General features: G+C 40.3%; 15 protein-coding genes and 1 pseudogene. 3 read left to right on the top strand and 13 right to left on the bottom strand.

The genetic code is table 11. The features are described 5' to 3' along the window. Positions 1-188 precede the first annotated feature (188 nt). The 6 genes from ADA55_RS14820 to ADA55_RS14795 all read right to left on the bottom strand — a co-directional run bounded on the left by ADA55_RS14820 (position 189) and on the right by ADA55_RS14795 (position 7676). Positions 189-1694 carry a malate:quinone oxidoreductase gene (locus ADA55_RS14820; RefSeq protein WP_048685171.1) on the bottom strand — a complete coding sequence of 502 codons (1506 nt, stop codon included), beginning with the start codon at positions 1692-1694 and terminating at the stop codon, positions 189-191. Positions 1695-2290: 596 nt separating this feature from the next. After that, positions 2291-3211: a type I pantothenate kinase gene (gene coaA / locus ADA55_RS14815; RefSeq protein ID WP_048685168.1), complete on the bottom strand. Its 921-nt coding sequence runs from the start codon at positions 3209-3211 to the stop codon at positions 2291-2293. Positions 3212-3306: 95 nt separating this feature from the next. Further along, positions 3307-3600 (bottom strand): RNA polymerase alpha subunit C-terminal domain-containing protein, encoded by a 294-nt coding sequence (locus ADA55_RS14810; RefSeq protein WP_048685166.1) that lies wholly within the window; start codon positions 3598-3600, stop codon positions 3307-3309. Positions 3601-3751: 151 nt separating this feature from the next. Beyond that, positions 3752-5149, bottom strand: coding sequence for an amino acid permease (locus tag ADA55_RS14805; protein WP_034305642.1), 1398 nt, complete (start codon positions 5147-5149; stop codon positions 3752-3754). Between the two features lie 331 nt (positions 5150-5480). Continuing rightward, on the bottom strand, positions 5481-6440 hold the full coding sequence (locus tag ADA55_RS14800) for an L-threonine 3-dehydrogenase (protein WP_048685162.1): 960 nt from the start codon (positions 6438-6440) through the stop codon (positions 5481-5483). Between the two features lie 45 nt (positions 6441-6485). After that, a complete protein-coding gene (locus tag ADA55_RS14795) occupies positions 6486-7676 on the bottom strand; it encodes a glycine C-acetyltransferase (protein ID WP_048685159.1) in 1191 nt (396 codons plus the stop codon). A gap of 373 nt (positions 7677-8049) precedes the next feature. On the opposite strand from ADA55_RS14795, the gene ADA55_RS31030 reads away from it, so the two are divergent. Next, positions 8050-8181 carry a hypothetical protein gene (locus ADA55_RS31030; protein WP_260088796.1) on the top strand — a complete coding sequence of 44 codons (132 nt, stop codon included), beginning with the start codon at positions 8050-8052 and terminating at the stop codon, positions 8179-8181. A 523-nt stretch (positions 8182-8704) separates the two neighbouring features. Here ADA55_RS31030 and ADA55_RS14790 read toward each other — a convergent pair. Further along, positions 8705-9488, bottom strand: a pseudogene (locus tag ADA55_RS14790) (SDR family oxidoreductase). A gap of 196 nt (positions 9489-9684) precedes the next feature. Between ADA55_RS14790 and ADA55_RS14785 the strand changes: the two are divergent. Next, entirely contained in the window at positions 9685-10584 is a 900-nt protein-coding gene (locus ADA55_RS14785) for a 3-hydroxyacyl-CoA dehydrogenase (protein WP_048685156.1), read from the top strand. 148 nt (positions 10585-10732) lie between these two features. Here the strand turns inward: ADA55_RS14785 and ADA55_RS14780 are convergent, their stop codons facing one another. From ADA55_RS14780 to ADA55_RS14760, 5 genes are all read right to left on the bottom strand, one after another. Then, complete coding sequence (locus ADA55_RS14780; protein WP_048685154.1) at positions 10733-11260, bottom strand: DUF1456 family protein; 528 nt, start codon at positions 11258-11260, stop codon at positions 10733-10735. A 117-nt stretch (positions 11261-11377) separates the two neighbouring features. Continuing rightward, complete coding sequence (rlmD, locus tag ADA55_RS14775; protein ID WP_048685151.1) at positions 11378-12763, bottom strand: 23S rRNA (uracil(1939)-C(5))-methyltransferase RlmD; 1386 nt, start codon at positions 12761-12763, stop codon at positions 11378-11380. Next, on the bottom strand, positions 12760-13644 hold the full coding sequence (locus ADA55_RS14770) for a DNA-3-methyladenine glycosylase family protein (protein WP_048685148.1): 885 nt from the start codon (positions 13642-13644) through the stop codon (positions 12760-12762). The genes rlmD and ADA55_RS14770 overlap by 4 nt, the downstream gene beginning before the upstream one ends. Positions 13645-13766: 122 nt before the next feature. After that, entirely contained in the window at positions 13767-14552 is a 786-nt protein-coding gene (gene pdaA, locus ADA55_RS14765; protein ID WP_048685241.1) for a delta-lactam-biosynthetic de-N-acetylase, read from the bottom strand. 146 nt (positions 14553-14698) lie between these two features. Beyond that, a complete protein-coding gene (locus ADA55_RS14760) occupies positions 14699-14884 on the bottom strand; it encodes a hypothetical protein (RefSeq protein ID WP_034306471.1) in 186 nt (61 codons plus the stop codon). A gap of 111 nt (positions 14885-14995) precedes the next feature. On the opposite strand from ADA55_RS14760, the gene ADA55_RS30045 reads away from it, so the two are divergent. Then, entirely contained in the window at positions 14996-15133 is a 138-nt protein-coding gene (locus tag ADA55_RS30045; RefSeq protein WP_164468808.1) for a hypothetical protein, read from the top strand. Between the two features lie 49 nt (positions 15134-15182). On the opposite strand, the gene ADA55_RS14750 is transcribed toward ADA55_RS30045, so the two are convergent. Continuing rightward, positions 15183-16751 (bottom strand): fumarate hydratase, encoded by a 1569-nt coding sequence (locus tag ADA55_RS14750; RefSeq protein WP_034305659.1) that lies wholly within the window; start codon positions 16749-16751, stop codon positions 15183-15185. Between the last annotated feature and the right edge of the window lie 16 nt (positions 16752-16767).

The raw sequence follows: 16767 nt of genomic DNA, 5'->3' as shown, positions 1-16767 counted from the left end.
GCGGAAAGCCGAGGGCCTCTCGTTCCAATCAACGTCCAAATTGTACAAGCCATAAACTCAATTTTCTTCGAATTTGCCTGCAAATATGCATCCTTAATTGAATAGCAAAACAAAAAAAGAACCTTCAATCAAAGATCGATTAAAGGTTCTGTTGTTTTTAATTTCAATGTTGCTTCGATATCCAAAAATTAACTATAAACTAGCTCTTTTTTTTTGCTAAGACCAAGCGTCTCTGATGTTGAAGTTTGAATTTCGTGTAAAAGCTCTGTATTTTCCATTAGTGACTCTCCATAAGAAGGAATCATTTCTTTAATTTTCGGTTCCCATTCTTTCATGCGTTGCGGGAAGCATTTATTAATTACCTCAAGCATAACGTGAACAGCAGTAGAAGCCCCTGGAGAAGCACCTAGCAATGCTGCAATTGAGCCATCGGATGCACTTACAACTTCCGTACCAAATTGAAGTGTACCTTTGCCGCCTTCAGCAGTATCTTTGATAACTTGTACACGTTGGCCAGCTACTACTAAATCCCAATCCTCGCTCTTAGCGTTCGGGATGAACTCTCGTAACTCTTCCATACGCTGTTCTTTCGATAACATAACTTGCTGGATCAGGTATTTTGTCAATGGCATCTCTTTTGCGCCAGCCGCCAACATAGTTAAAACATTATTCGGTTTTACGGAAGTTATTAAATCGAACATTGAACCTGTTTTTAAGAACTTCGGTGAGAAGCCCGCAAATGGTCCAAATAGCAACGATTTTTTATTGTCGATAAAACGTGTATCAAGATGCGGAACAGACATTGGTGGTGCACCAACTTTAGCTTTTCCGTATACTTTCCCATGATGCTGTGCAACAACTTCCGGATTATTACATACCATGAAATATCCACTTACCGGGAATCCTCCGATATGTTTCCCTTCAGGAATGCCGGATTTTTGCAGTAAATGCAAGCTTCCGCCCCCGCCTCCGATAAAGACGAATTTAGCATTATGACGTTCTACGCTACCGGTATCGACATTACGCACTTTTAATTCCCATGAGCCATCACTGGCACGTTTAACATTATCAACACTATGTTTATATTTGATATCGACGTTTTGAGCCTTTAAGTGGTCAAACAACATGCGTGTCAGAGCACCGAAGTTAACGTCTGTACCGTAATCAATTTTTGTTGCCGCTATAGATTCATTCGATGGACGGTCTTGCATAATAAGTGGAATCCATTCCATCAGTTTTGCTGGGTCATCGGAATACTCCATACCTTGGAACAGAGGATTTTTGGACAGCGCTTCAAAACGTTTCTTTAAGAACGCTACATTTTTATCCCCTTGCACCATACTCATATGAGGCAATGGCATGATAAAGTCTTGCGGATTATCAATCAGCTTACAGTTTACAAGATACGACCAAAACTGCAATGAAACTTGGAACTGTTCATTTATTTTAATTGCTTTGCTAATATCTATAGATCCGTCAGCTTTTTCGGATGTATAGTTAAGCTCGCACAGCGCAGAATGACCCGTACCCGCATTATTCCATTCGTTAGAGCTTTCTTCTCCTGCGTTTGCAAGCTTCTCAAATACTTTGATTTCCCATTCCGGTGCTAACTCTTTCAGTAATGATCCCAAAGTCGCGCTCATGACTCCGCCGCCAATTAAGATAACGTCTGTTTGTTTCTGTATGTTGCTCATTATAACCTTCCTTATCCCCTATATTTGCAAAAAAGATGTAGGCGCTCCTGCTTAGGTGTCAAAAAAAAGCCCGGCACGAACTAGGAACACACCTTTTCTGTCTCCTTATAACTATATCATAATCTATTATTATTATTTCATAGATTAAAATATTCTACTATTACTTTTTTTGTTAAAATGTTGATTTTGAGAAGAAATTAGCTTAAACTTATCCGCCCCGATAGTCGCATTAAAAGATTTCTTCAGCAACTTCCCATCATTGAAGGAATAAACTGTTAGTGAAATAATATTGACAGATTCGAAAAAGCCAGGAAAATACACATTTATTGACAAAAACAGAAGGGAAATTAGAACTTTCTGTAACCATTTCCCTAAAAAACAAGGACCTTCCTGAAATTGCTAAACTCTTAACTTTTTAACTTGTATCATAAATTCCATCCAATTATTAGATATTATAACAATACCAATAATTACTGAAAGCTAAACCAATATAAGGTAATGTCACCGATAATATTCTTAATCTTAAGACTTATCTCATAGTCCCTCATTGGTATAATTTCTTAACTTATTGCTATTACAAAAAAACATTATTTCTATTATTTTTGCAAGAAGATATTTTCAACTTTGTGTTCTGACCCTTTTTTCAAGACGAGTTTTGCCCGTCCTTTTGTCGGCAGTATATTTTCATGTAAATTTTTTAAATTAATTTCTTCCCAAATTTGAGTCGCTTTTTTTATGGCCTGTTCTTTAGAAAAGTCAATATAACGATGGAAATAGGATTCGGGACTTTGAAATGCAGTCTTTTGAAGTAAAAGGAACCTTTCGACATACCACCGCTCTATGTCGTTAACATCTGCATCTACATAGAGTGAGAAATCAAAAAAGTCACTGACGAATACTTGATTTTCCTTGTCAACTTGAAGAACATTAACACCTTCCACTATTAGAATATCCGGATTACAGATCGTCTGCACTTCATTTGGCAAAATGTCATACTTCAAATGTGAGTAGATTGGAACTTCCACTTTATTTTTTCCCGCTTTTACATCTCCGATAAGATTGATTAACTTTTGGGTATCATAACTTTCAGGAAACCCTTTTCTTTTCATCAATCCTTTTTCTTCTAAAAGATCATTTGGGTACAAAAAACCGTCGGTAGTGACAAGACCTACGTTTCTGTGATTATCCCATCTGGATAATAAAGTCTGAAGTAACCTTGCAGTCGTACTCTTTCCTACAGCAACACTCCCTGCAATCCCAATGATATAAGGTACTTTTTTAGCATCAGTTTTTAGAAATGAAGAAGTGGCTGTGTTAAGCTGTTGGGATGCCTCAACATGTAAATTGATCAAACGAGTCAAGGGCAAATAAACCTCTTCCACTTCCTGAATGGATATTTCTTCATTTATTCCTTTTAAGTTATCCAATTCTTCTTCAGTTAAAGGAAGAGGGGTATGGTTTCGCAAAGATGCCCACTTTTTTCGATTGAATTCAAAATAGGGAGTATAGGAACTCATGATTTTTCGTTACCTCACTTTTTAGAGTTACTATCAGTTTAACAAGGATGATGTCCATAAAAAAGATGTTCCTGATCCCTTATTCACTAAATTGATTAAGCTTTGAATGATAACCCACCTGTCTCCAAAGCTTCCCTAAGTTTCGGTAAAGAAGCTGGTCCCATACCGTGGAATTTCAAAATTTCTTTTTCACTATATGTTGATAGCTGTTGTAAAGAGGTTACCCCATTGCTTTCCAATGCACGTCTGGCAGGTGCCGAGAGCACTGAAAGGAATCCTGTATCAGGTTTTCGTTCCTGCTCACATACAGGGCAGGTTGGACAGTCACTGGATTTATAGTATTTGTGTCCCTTTTCGCAAGTCCTCAAATTCTTCTTTGAAGTGGTCATTGTCAATTTCTCCTTTTCTCTGGCTTTTAAGTCCAAACATAAAAAGTTCACCCTTCACAATGAAGCAATCATTTTAATCCATTTTATCATTAATTTCATTGGAAAAGGGTTGCCGCAGCAACCCTTTGCAAAACCCAAAGTGAATGATGGATTAACCCACTTTGTCCTCCTTCTTAGCCTCTGTCTGAGCATTGGCTTGTACACGCTTGTCTATTCCAAAAGCGAAATAACTAATTGCTACGATAGCCAGAAAACCTATTCCAACCATAAGAGATATACGTGTGTCATCATTAAACCACATACCGATCAATACCATGATCAAGAAAGCGATGGTCAGGTAGTTTGTAACAGGTGCAAACGGCATCTTGAATGGATGATTGTGCATTTCAGCTTTTTTGACCTTCCTGAATTTAATTTGACTGATCAGAATGACAAACCATGGAATCATTCCAGGAAGTACACTCGCACTGTATACATGCACAAATAAATTTTCTGGTGCAATATAACTTAAAACAACTCCAATCGCTAAACCGACAATCACTCCGAACGTACCGAATAAAGGGACACCGCTATTAGATACTTTTGCAAAGAACTTTGGAGCTTGTCCATTCATCCCTAATGTGTAAAGCATGCGTCCTGCACTGTAAATACCACTATTGCAGCCAGACATTGCAGCCGTGATTACGACAAAATTAATGATTCCAGCTGCTGCCGTGATACCAACCTTCGCAAAGGTCGCAACAAATGGACTGCCAATTGAACTTAATTGATCCCAAGGGTAAACGGTTACAATAATGAAGATCGCACCGATATAGAAGATTAAAATACGCCAAATGGTACTTTGAATCGCTTTCGTTATCGTTTTTTGCGGATCTTTTGCTTCACCAGCCGTAATCCCAATTAATTCTACACCTTGATAAGCGGCAACCACCAGTGAGAGAGCAAAGAAGAAGCCCTTCCAGCCGCCTGTAAATAAACCGCCATGTTCCCAAAGATTCGATAACCCTAAGGCTTCCCCTCCGTTACCGATTCCAAAGAAAATCAGTCCAAAACCTGCAACGATCATTAAAATAATCGTTACGATTTTAATCAGTGCAAACCAAAATTCAATTTCCCCAAAGGATTTAACGGAAATTAAGTTCGCTGCTCCAAGAATCACCATTGCAATTAAACCTGGAATCCAAGCAGGGAGATCAGGGTACCAATACTGCATGTACGTCCCCACTGCAATAATTTCTGCCATCCCGACGATAACCCACTGGAACCAGTTACTCCAAGCTGTCATATACCCTGCCAATGGATGAATGTACTTATAACCAAACGTTGCAAAAGAACCTGTACTTGGCTCTAAGTACAACATTTCCCCCATTGCGCGCATGATCAAGAATATAAATAAACCAGAGATCGCATAAGCTAACATTACAGACGGACCTGTCCATTGAATCGTGCTGGCTGAACCCATAAATAAACCGACACCAATCGTTCCGCCCAAAGCGATCATCTGAATATGACGACCTTTCAAGTCCCTATTCAAATCTTTGTTTGCCATTCCATTTCCCCCTACACTACTAATAGTCGAAATTTTATGCAAGATGCTTATTACACTCCCTATTTAGTATAGAAATGATATAGCAGGCACCACTTTATTTAATCTTTCTTAAAGCCGCCTCATAAAATCACTCTTCACTTTTAAGCATCCCTGAAAGTCAGAAAGATTACTATCCATTTTCATGTTATTTCTTTATTCTGTCCGAGGTGCCATAGAAAGCGCTTACTTTTTACCGGTTATAACAGTTCACCCCTCATACGTAAAAATTCCCCTGTATAAAATAACTCGAATAAAAGAGTTTTGCAACTCTTTTATTCGGCTGGCAGGTTTATTACGCTGTTATCAAAAGGGACTTTAATCTCAGCTTTAACAACATATCATTGGTCATTTTCTCCAAATCATATTCCGCCTTGAATCCCCACTCTTCCTTTGCACATGTTGAATCAATTGTATTTGGCCAACTGTCTGCAATGGATTGTCTTACAGGATCGACTTCATAATTCATGACAAATTCCGGTATATGCTTTTTAATTTCGGCTGCAATTTGCTCCGGATCAAAGCTCATGGCAGAAACATTGAAAGAATTCCGATGTTTCAATTTTGAAGCATCTGCCTCCATTAAAGCAATGATGGCAGCTAAAGCGTCCGGCATATACATCATGTCCATATACGTTCCCTTATCAATGTAAGAAGTATATCGCTTGTTTTTAATCGCTTCATAGTAAATTTCAACTGCATAGTCGGTAGTTCCGCCGCCAGGAGGTGTGACATACGAAATCAGTCCCGGGAATCGAAGCCCCCTCGTATCAACCCCAAATTTATGATGATAATAATCACATAATAACTCTCCGGATACTTTATTCACGCCGTACATCGTATTCGGCCGTTGAATGATGTCTTGCGGTGTCCAATCTTTAGGAGTGGTTGGACCAAACGCACCAATGGAACTAGGTGTGAATAATTGGCAATCGAGTTCTCGTGCCGTTTCCAAAGCATTGACCAATCCGCCCATGTTTAAATGCCAAGCTAAAAGCGGCTTCTTTTCAGCTGTTGCCGACAATAAAGCGGCCAAATGTATAATCGTATCCACTTCATGTTTTTTTGCCATGTTAAACATCGCTTTTTCATCCGTAACATCCAAAACTTCAAATGGACCTGATTGAGCAACATCACTGTCCGTTTTTCGGATATCTGTCGCAATGATATTGTCAGCTCCATAAACCTCTCTCATTTTTAGCGTCAGTTCTGAACCAATTTGACCTAAAGCTCCCGTTACCAAGACCTTTTTCATCAAAAATCCCTCCCCATGTTTTAAACTCTGAAACAAGCAATCTACTTATATGATCGACATCTCTTTTCCTACTTTTTCATAAATGGCCAATGCGCTATCCAACATCTCTTTTGTATGAGCCGCAGTAGGCATATTCCTCACTCTTCCTGTACCTTTTGGAACGGTAGGGAATACGATGGATTTAGCATACACACCTTCTTCATTCAGCCTCTTGCTGAATTGCTGCGTTTTTGCTTCATCACCTATAATGCAAGGCGTAATCGGTGTTTCGCTCTCCCCGATATCAAACCCTAATTCTTTTAGGCCTTTTTTCAAGTAATCGCTATTTTCCCAAAGCTTATTTTGAAGTTCTGAGCTATTCATCAAAATATTGATGGCTTCTATGCTAGCTGCAACTGCTCCCGGTGTGGCAGCCGTTGAAAATAAAAATGGACGGCTTCTCACCTTTAACCAATCAATCAAATCTTTCTTTCCTGCTACATAGCCCCCAACAACACCAATGGCTTTGGATAATGTTCCAATTTGGAAATCCACTTTATCCGATAACCCAAAATGTTTAACCGTTCCTGCACCATTACCTAATACACCCGAACCATGCGCATCATCAACATACGTAATTAAGTCGAACTCTTTGGCAATCTTCACAATTTCAGGAAGTTTGGCTATATCCCCATCCATCGAGAACACTCCGTCGGTAATGATCATGATCTTGTTATACAATCCGGATTCCTTTGCTTGACGTGCTTTTGTCCGTAAATCGTCCATGTCGGAATGGATAAAGGGAATGATTTTCGCCTTGGATAGTCGGCATCCATCAATGATTGAAGCATGATTCAGTTCATCTGAAAGAATGGCATCGTGTTTATCCATCACTCCTGAAATCGCTGCCATATTACAGTTAAATCCAGATTGATAAGCAATGGCTGCTTCTGTATGCTTAAACTCGGCGAGCTTTTCTTCTAATTTGACATGAATATCTAACGTTCCGTTGATCGTACGAACGGCACCTGCACCGACACCATATGTTTTCGTCGCTTCTATGCAAGCCTCTATTAATCGTCTATCTGTTGCTAAACCTAAATAATTATTGGATGATAAATTAATTAGCTCCCTGCCCGCAATCGTGATAACCGGACCATTAGCACCTTCCACTGGATCAATAACGTTGTAAAGTCCCTTTTCTTTTAAATCTTCCAAATTTTCTTTCAAAAATTCATTTAATATTTCACTTGACATTTAATATACCCCCTCATTGATGGTTGGAATACATGCAGGATTTTTATATGTTTTACACCTATTTTAAAAATATTGTATTTTTTCCCTTTTTTTCAAAAATACACGCGTCTTCTCCAGAAACACACAAAGAATTAGTGTAAATCCCTTTATACTAAGTGTTATAACAATCATATTAATGGATAATTTTAATGTTGTCCATATTGTGCGGACAAAAAAATTGAATTTTTGTAGTTCTTACAATCAACATCCGCCTAAAATGCGTTTAAATCAATGAAAATACGAAGAGAATTTCATCAATTTTCCAAGGCAACCGATGTTATATCTACTGGTTTTTTGGGGACCTTAACCAGTAACCTAATTAAGGAGGGGTATAGTGAAAACGGAAGATGAAAAAACCTCAGATGGCCTAAATGAGATTTTTGAGATTATCAATGCAAAAGGTGACATTGGGGAATTAAAAGAAATCGTCCAAAAACCTGATGAACAAACAAATGAAGACAAGTAAACCAAGGGGAATATCCTCTTTAAGTTTGTTGACAAAAGAAAGTTCAGAATGGTTCAATTCCTAATCATGAATTGTTTTTGGGACTTATTTTCCTCTCCAGGCAATCGCTTTCCCGAGCAGTCTTAGCGCCTGAGGGGTCTCCCTTGGACATGATTTTCTAAGCAGGAGTCCCGAACACCCGCTCCAACCAATTGGATTGTTTTTTAAAGATAAAAACTGCAGTCAAATCCGAGTTCTTCCAATTTGTCCATAGTCAGCAAGGGGATTAATTATCCTCTTTTTCGTCTGTTTTACATTGTACTAATGGACGCTTAAGTCCATTACAACTAAAAAATGAGCTGCTGATCAGCTCGGATATTGCATTAAATCTCATGTACAAAAAACAAAAAAGTCATGCAAAAGAATGGGATAAAAGGGCTAGAGAATAAGGATTTTCCCTATTTCTTCCTTGTCCACAATCCATGCACAACTAACAAAATTACTCCTTTACTGCACTAACCCTATGACAATAGTGCTCCATACATCAGATTTCCATGTCCCACCGTTTCTTTTCGGTCTCTTTCATCAGTTTTTCCGTTTTCTCGGGATGGACAGTACGGAATTTATGGTGGTCAGCCGGGATGATTTCGATCATCTTTTCTATCATATCTTCCGGATCGAATTGGTTTTTTAATCCCTTTTCTTGCTTTTTCATATCCTCTGCTCTTGTAAAATTCTTTTCTCCATCGTACCATTTCCATTTTTCCTCAGCTGCCCTGTCGTTAAAACCGGTATTGTAGGCACCCGGATTGATGGTCGCAACCTGCACCCCAAACTCCTCCAGCTCATCCTTTAAGGTTAATGCCATTCCCTCGATGGCATGTTTGGTTGCTGCATAAGGACCGCCGTATGGTGTCGTTATGATCCCAGCCATTGAACTTAAGAACACGATTTTCCCTTTTCCTTTTTTGACCAGCTTTCTTGCAGCAAACTGAACGGATTCTAGTAGCGAAAACATTCACTTCGAAGATCGCCCTGAATCGGTCCATCGGCATTTCTCCGAGCGGTCCTCCTTCATTGATCGCCGCATTTGCAACAAATACATCAAAGTCATGATTATCAATTCCTGCTCGATCACGTTCATTTGTAATATCCAATTTGAAGACTTCCATATCCAAGCCCCGTTCCCGCGCCTCCCTCATTAGATCCGTTTTCTGGGAAGTGATTTCCGTTGTGGCAATTACACGGTGTCCCTGCTTTGCTAACCCGAGTGCAGCTCCTCTTCCAAGCCCGCTGCCCGCTCCAGTAATGAAAATTGTTTTGCCCATCTTTCATTCCTCCTATCAAGCTTCTCTATGTCTCTTCTTCCCATAAACGAATGGTATAAACCATTTAAAATGGTCTGCGTGTTTATCCATTCTTTTAAAAGGAAAAAAACTATATCAAGTTTATTCCTGCATCTATATTCAAGTTAAGCGCATAATTAACAAGTAGAGATATCCAAAGAAATAAAGGAGAATGACTATGAATTATCAGAATATCACCATTGCCGGCAGCGGCGTTTTAGGCAGTCAGATTGCATTTCAAACCGCATTCAAAGGATTTAACGTATCAGTATATGACATCAATGATGAAGCATTAGAACGTGCAAAAGATAGGATCATTAATTTGAAGCCCTACTATAAAGAAGACCTAGGAGCTGCGGAGGAAAATCTTAATGCTGCTTATGCCCGCATTTCTTTCCACAGTGATTTATCTGGGGCAGTTGCCGAAGCTGACCTTGTGATTGAAGCGATTCCGGAAGTGGTTCAAATCAAAACGGATTTTTACACAGAGTTAGGAAAAGTCGCTCCTGAAAAAACAATTTTCGCTACAAACTCTTCTACATTATTACCAAGCCAATTTGCCGAAGCGACAGGCCGTCCAAAAAAATTCCTGGCTTTACACTTCGCTAATGAAATCTGGAAAAACAATACCGCAGAAATCATGAAACATCCTGGAACGGATAATGAAGTGTTCGAGGAAGTGATTGAATTTGCAAAAGCGATTGGAATGGTTCCTCTGCCTTTACATAAAGAGCAGCCAGGCTATATATTGAATTCCTTATTGGTTCCTCTTTTGGATGCTGCCCAAATGCTCTTATTAAAAGGAGTGGCTGATACGGAAACCATCGATAAAACATGGATGGTCGCAACAGGAGCACCCCTTGGACCTTTCGCCATTTTAGATGTGGTAGGAATCAATACCGCTTATAATATTTCACTTGCAAAAGCGAAAGCGACAGGTGATCCAGAAGTTGAAAAGCTGGCTAACTTATTGAAAACAGAGTATATCGATAAAGGGAAAATCGGAAGAGAAGCAGGAGAAGGCTTCTATAAATATCCCAACCCCAATTTCGCAAAACCAGACTTTTTAAGAGGCTGATTGAGAAGGTGCCTTGAAGGTCCCTTGTGTTTCTTTACTATTTCGCACTTTATATCCCTTCAATAACATCATTAAAAAAAGACCATGAAATCGTGAAAAGTAATTTCCACGATTTCATGATCTTATTCATAATGGGCATGTTACAGTGTTATCCCCTATATCTCAAAGTTAATCCTTTTAAGAAATTCCTGGCGTATCGATCTCCACACTCTTTATAATTCCTATGACCCACTTTTCTTAATATAGCGCTTAATTCCCCTTTGGTTATCATGACTCCTGCTTCTTCCAAAATATCAATCATATCCTCACTGGTTAATGATAATGCTATTTTCAGTTTCTTCAGAAGGATATTATTCACACTTTCCTTATGCTTTACAGCCGGTGCCGGACTTTGAGGCTGACCAGGTTTTGGCTCTTGTCTCCCTCTTTTAAAAATGATCAATCCATTTAAAAAGGACTCTAACATCATGTTATTGCAGTTTACCCCATCATCAGCTTCATCCATATCATCATATTCTTCATATTCATCATAATAATCATCTTTTGGTTTTGTGAGCATCTGCATGACTTCTTCCATTGTCACTTCGATCTCCCCGAGTTTAAATATCTCAACCATATCTTTATTTTTAATATCCAGCGCATATCTTAATCGAATTAATATATCATGATTATGCATCCAAAACCCTCCTATGTATTTCTCGATTTTCACAGTACTTTCATTATTTCACAAATGGTTGGAAATAAACGCAGATTAAAATCCGAGAACCTTTTACAGATTCCCGGATCACTCTGCTTATTCTTTAATCAGCTTCAATGAGGTTACTACTTCCACATGGCTCGTCTGCGGGAACATGTCCACGGGCTGCATGGCCTCCACGCGATATGAAGAGCCCAGTTCTTGTAAGTCCTTCGCCAATGTGGACGGGTTGCATGATACGTACACTATGGTTTTCGGTTTAACTTTCAAGATTGTCTGCAGTAAAGATTGGTCACAGCCGGATCTTGGCGGGTCGACGACCAGTACGTCCGGTTTCCAGCCTTCTTTGGTCCAGCGTGGAAGGATATTCTCGGCTTTGCCTGTTTCATAGTATACATTGTTGCGTTTATGTTTTTTTGCATTTTTCTTGGCGTCCTCAATGGATTCTTTGATGACGTCCATCCCTCTGACTTCCTTGGCATTTTCAGATAGCCATAGCCCAATGGTTCCAACACCGCAATAAGCGTCAACCACTTTTTCCGTGCCGGTTAAGGCTGCTGCTTTTTTCACTTCATCATATAAGCGAACAGTTTGAACCGGGTTAAGCTGGAAGAATGTACGGGCTGATAGTTCGTATGATAGGTCACCCAATGTTTCGTTGATGACTTTTTCGCCTGCCAGGTGAATCGTTTTTTCGCCAAAGATCAGTGATGTGTCCCGGTTGTTGATGTTTTGTACGACCGATTTCACTTCTGGCAATTGGTCACGAATTTGTTTTAGCAACTGATCTTTTTGTGGAATTTCCTCCGCTCCCGTCACAAGGACAACCTGCACTTCACCTGTTTCAAATCCTACCCGTGTAATGACCGTACGGATAACACCTTTTCTTTTTCTTTCGTTATAGATCGAGATGTTCAGGTTCTTTAGTATCTTTTTCACTGTACGTGTCACCTTATTCGTTGCCTTATGCTGTACAAGGCAATTCGGGATATCGATCAGTGTATGGGAATTCATCCCGTAAAGGCCAGCAATCAACTTGCCATCTTTTTGGCCGACTTGGTACTGACTTTTATTGCGATAATTCCAAGGATCTTCCATCCCGATCGTTTCTTTTATATTTAATGAAGAAACTGGGAATTTCGAATGACGTTCCATCGCTTGAATGACGATATCTCGTTTTTCAATAAGCTGCTGGTCATAGCTCAAATGCTGCAACTGACAACCGCCGCATTCTGCGTAAACCGGACATGGCGCTGCAATGCGATGCGGTGATTCTTTACGGATGGTTTTTATTTTCGCCTCGGTGAAGTTTGGCTGAACCTTTGTAACCAAAGCTACAATTTCTTCACCAGGTAATGCTCCTGGGACGAAGACGACTTTCTTTTTGAAATAACCGACTCCCTCTCCGTTAATCCCCAGCCGTTTAATCGTAAGCGGAAGGGTTTGATTCACTTCTAGTTTTGTATCTTGAATGTTTGTCATTTCTTTTCACTCCGTTTTTCAATGCTTCTCCACAAATAGAGGGAAGCGTAGCTTAGATATGGAGCCCATTTTACACTATAGGACTCCATTTCTTCTTGGGTTGGCTTTTGCGGTAAGCCATATAATATTTTCAAGGCATTTTGAATGCCAATGTCGGCTTTAGGAAATAGGTTCGGCCGGCCAAGTCCAAAAAGCAGGAAGTTTTCAGCCGTCCATCTACCGATACCGCGTATTTTTATTAGTGTATCCATAACCTCTTGATCGGATAGCTTTTCCATTATATCAAGGTCGAGATGGCCCTGAATGATCTGCTCGGAAAGTCCGATGACGTATTCCGCTTTCCGGCCACTGAATTGAATGGCTCTTAATTGCTCGATTTGAAGTTGGGCGGTTGTTTCCGGTGTCGGATAAAACCAGGCGCCCTCCATCTGGAAGCCGAAAGTTTTAACGAATCGTTCCGTGAGCGTATGGGCAAAAGATAAGTTCAATTGCTGATGTATGATGCATTTGACGAGGCAACTGTAGTAATCGAAGTCCAAGACTATGGCAGTACCGCGGTGCTCTTCGAATATTTCCCGCAAATCGGATTCCCGGAAGTGCCGGGAAACGCCTTCTAATGGCTGATGCCAATGAAAAACCTTTTTTAACCGTTCGATTGCTTTTGACTTGTACACCTCTGATTGACCTTTGATGATAAAAGATGGTTCATCGATATTTCCTATTGCCTGAACCTGCAAAACGATTGGTTCTTTTTCTATATATAGCGGAACTTTTACCGTCCTGTTAGTAAAATCAACTACCTGAAGTGGGTCTAACGATAATCGTTCGAGAACAAGATCGAAATTATAGGGTCCTTGAACCTGTAATTTTTCTGTCCACACAAGCGATCCATCCTTTAGCAGTTTTCCACGTATTATAGCATGTTTCCTGAAATATTACTTGAGATTGAGAAGAATGGATAAAAGCGGGACCTGAAATATCACGACAGGACCCGCTTCTCATTTTAATAAAGCATTCGGTTCGGCAACTGTTTCTCAATCATTACTTCATCAAGGCTACCAAAAGTGTACCCCTGTTTTTCAAGATCCGTCAGAATCGAGTCCAATGCTTCCGCATTATCCTTCGATACGGTATGCAATAATAAAATCGCGCCGGGATGAATCTGCTTAAGCACTTCATCATGTGCAAAAGCGGCACCCTTTTGTTGATCTACAATCCAGTCCCTATATGCCAGTGACCAAAAGATGTGGTAATACCCTTCTTTTTTTGCGATCCTCATTGTTCTCTCATTAAATACGCCACGAGGCGGCCTTAAATAGTTCATTCCCTTTTGCCCCGTTAATTTTTCCGTTGCTTCTTTTACCCGCTCAAGCTCGGTGCGAATCACATCGTCCGTCACGCTGGTCATATCCGGATGGTTCCATGAATGGTTTCCTACGATATGTCCCTCATTGGCCATACGGACAACAAGCTCAGGTGCCGTTTTTAAGTAATGACCCGTGACAAAAAAAGCACCAGGTGCACCATGTTTCTTCAGAACATCTAAAATCTGGGACGTATAGCCATTTTCATAACCGTTATCAAAGGTTAAATAAACGACTTTTTTCTTTGTATCCCCCTTATAAATCGCTTCATATTCAGGCAGCATTTCATTGAATTTTTTTCCGGCATCGGCAGGTGTCCCATTTTTTCCTTTATTGAAACCCCAGTTATAGGATTCTGCAAAAGCTGGACTGGCCAAAGAGCATATCAAGCATATAAAAGCGGATAAAATCACCATTTTTTTCATTGGAATATCCCCCATGTCTTTTTTCTTATTGTTTGGAACATGGAGATTTATATGCATGATATTGTGAAGGTCGAATCCCTTCCGTAAAACCAATCCCACGCAAAAAAAAGGCCCTTCCTCCGAAAAGGATAGGCCTCCATGTTTTTTTATCCTTTAAATAACGCTTGTGCCGCCTTCCAAATAATGGCGATAGCGAAAATGAGAACGATTACAATTCCGACTACGTCAAGGAATGTTTCAAGACCGGAGAAAATCGTGTTTGCCACAGGAAGTTGGATGAAAGCAAAACCGGTTATCATGGCGAAAAAGAATAAGATGTAGTTATTCTGCATGAAAATCCCTCCTTTCTCTTCTAATGTATGTGCGACCATTCAAAAAGATTGTACTTTTCTGAGGTAATTTTCGCCTTTTTTTTCATATACATGTACCAAGGGGGGAATGTAATGCTGGAATGGGTTATCACTCTAGGCTTTGTTGGTTGTCTTGGTTTAAGTGGTGGAGTGTTTGTTCATTTTGTGAAAAGCGGATTGAATTTGGAGGATTCATCAAGGATCGATCCACTGCCGGAAATCAAAGAGTAAGATATGCAAAAGACGCTCAACCTTTTGGTGAGCGTCTTTTGCAAAACATTTATTTAAATACCGGTTCTTTGAATTGTGCCAATTTTTCCAATGAAGATTGCTGAACGTCTTTATGCAGGCTGTTTCCATGTGAATCCATGGTAACTACTGCAGTGAATCCTTCAACATTCAGATGCCACATTGCTTCTGGAATACCAAATTCAGTGAAGTTCACACCTTCGACGGATTTGATGCAGTCTGCATAATATTGAGCAGCCCCGCCGATTGCATTTAGATAAACGCCGCCGTGTTCACTTAATGCTTCTAGTGTTTTTGGTCCCATTCCGCCTTTACCGATAACTGCACGGATGCCGAATCGCTTCATGATATCGCCTTGGTATGGTTCTTCACGAATACTTGTTGTTGGTCCGGCGGCCTTCACATGCCATTTGCCCTCTTCATCCTTCAGCATAACTGGTCCACAGTGATAGATGATTTGTCCATCCAGGTCGATTGGTGCAGGATTTTCAGATAAGTGCTTGTGGATGGCGTCACGGCCTGTATACATTCTGCCGTTAATATGAACTACGTCACCCACTTTTAATTCACGGATTTGTTCTTCCGTGATTGGTGCTTGCAGGGTGATTTCACGGGAAGCTTCAACGTCCGATTCTGCAGCGGCTGCCACTTCATCCTTCGCTGCTTTTTCTGCTTCCAGAGCAAAGTCGATTTTCTCGCCTTCTTGATACAACCACTCATTGATTTCGCCTGTTTCAGGATTGACTTTCACTCCTAAACGGCGGAACGCCCAGCAGTTGTAAGCAACGGATACGAAAAAGCTTGCCGGAATACGGTGCATGACCCCGATTTTACATCCAAGCAGTGTAGTTTCGCCGCCAAAGCCCATCGTGCCGATGCCCAATTCATTAGCAGTCTTCATGATGTAATCTTCAAGTTGACGAAGATCTTCATTCGGATTCACATCTTCATTACTGCGGAAAAGTTGAGCCTTAGCCAGATCATATCCGGATGAACGGTCCCCTCCGATACCCACGCCGATGAAGCCGGCACTGCAGCCTTGTCCTTGTGCTTGGTAGACAGAGTGAAGGATACATTTACGGATTCCGTCCAAATCACGGCCCGCTTTTCCCAATCCTTCAAGTTCCATAGGCAGACTGTATTGGATGTTCTTATTTTCACAGCCGCCACCTTTTAAGATGAGACGAACATCAATATAGTCTTTTTCCCACTGATCGAATTTAATGACAGGAAGACCTTCCCCAAGGTTATCCCCGCTATTTTCACCCGATAAAGAATCAACTGCGTTCGGACGAAGTTTTCCGCCTTTTGTCGCTAAGATGATTGCATTTCGAATTGCTTTTTTTATTTCAAGTTGGTTCACGCCAACCGGAGTTTTTATTTTGAAAGTCGGCAGACCAGTATCCTGGCAAATCGGTGATACATTGTCGTCAGCCATTGTAATATTATTCGTGATGGTGGTCAGGCTCAATGCAGAACGAGTACCTGCATTTTCACGTTGTTTTGCACTTTTGACCGCACGACGAACATCCTTTGGAAGATTCGTTGAAGTTTCAACGATAAGACTGTACATACTTTCTTGGAATTTTTGAATATCCAAATTTCTCTTCCCCCTC

Origin of the sequence: Bacillus sp. 220_BSPC (assembly GCF_001054655.1) — a bacterium.
In the GTDB taxonomy this organism is placed as follows: Bacteria; Bacillota; Bacilli; order Bacillales; family DSM-1321; genus Peribacillus; species Peribacillus frigoritolerans.
This window is presented reverse-complemented; position numbering and strand designations above follow the sequence as displayed.

Excerpts from the sequence above, each read along its gene's own strand:
- coaA (WP_048685168.1), bottom strand. The coding sequence starts at position 3,211 with ATGAGTTCCTATACTCCCTATTTTGAATTCAATCGAAAAAAGTGGGCA.
- rlmD (WP_048685151.1), bottom strand. The coding sequence starts at position 12,763 with ATGACAAACATTCAAGATACAAAACTAGAAGTGAATCAAACCCTTCCG.
- ADA55_RS14800 (WP_048685162.1), bottom strand. The coding sequence starts at position 6,440 with ATGAAAAAGGTCTTGGTAACGGGAGCTTTAGGTCAAATTGGTTCAGAA.
- ADA55_RS14760 (WP_034306471.1), bottom strand. The coding sequence starts at position 14,884 with ATGCAGAATAACTACATCTTATTCTTTTTCGCCATGATAACCGGTTTT.
- ADA55_RS14820 (WP_048685171.1), bottom strand. The coding sequence starts at position 1,694 with ATGAGCAACATACAGAAACAAACAGACGTTATCTTAATTGGCGGCGGA.
- ADA55_RS14785 (WP_048685156.1), top strand. The coding sequence starts at position 9,685 with ATGAATTATCAGAATATCACCATTGCCGGCAGCGGCGTTTTAGGCAGT.
- ADA55_RS14805 (WP_034305642.1), bottom strand. The coding sequence starts at position 5,149 with ATGGCAAACAAAGATTTGAATAGGGACTTGAAAGGTCGTCATATTCAG.
- ADA55_RS14780 (WP_048685154.1), bottom strand. The coding sequence starts at position 11,260 with ATGCATAATCATGATATATTAATTCGATTAAGATATGCGCTGGATATT.
- pdaA (WP_048685241.1), bottom strand. The coding sequence starts at position 14,552 with ATGAAAAAAATGGTGATTTTATCCGCTTTTATATGCTTGATATGCTCT.
- ADA55_RS14795 (WP_048685159.1), bottom strand. The coding sequence starts at position 7,676 with ATGTCAAGTGAAATATTAAATGAATTTTTGAAAGAAAATTTGGAAGAT.
- ADA55_RS14810 (WP_048685166.1), bottom strand. The coding sequence starts at position 3,600 with ATGACCACTTCAAAGAAGAATTTGAGGACTTGCGAAAAGGGACACAAA.
- ADA55_RS30045 (WP_164468808.1), top strand. The coding sequence starts at position 14,996 with ATGCTGGAATGGGTTATCACTCTAGGCTTTGTTGGTTGTCTTGGTTTA.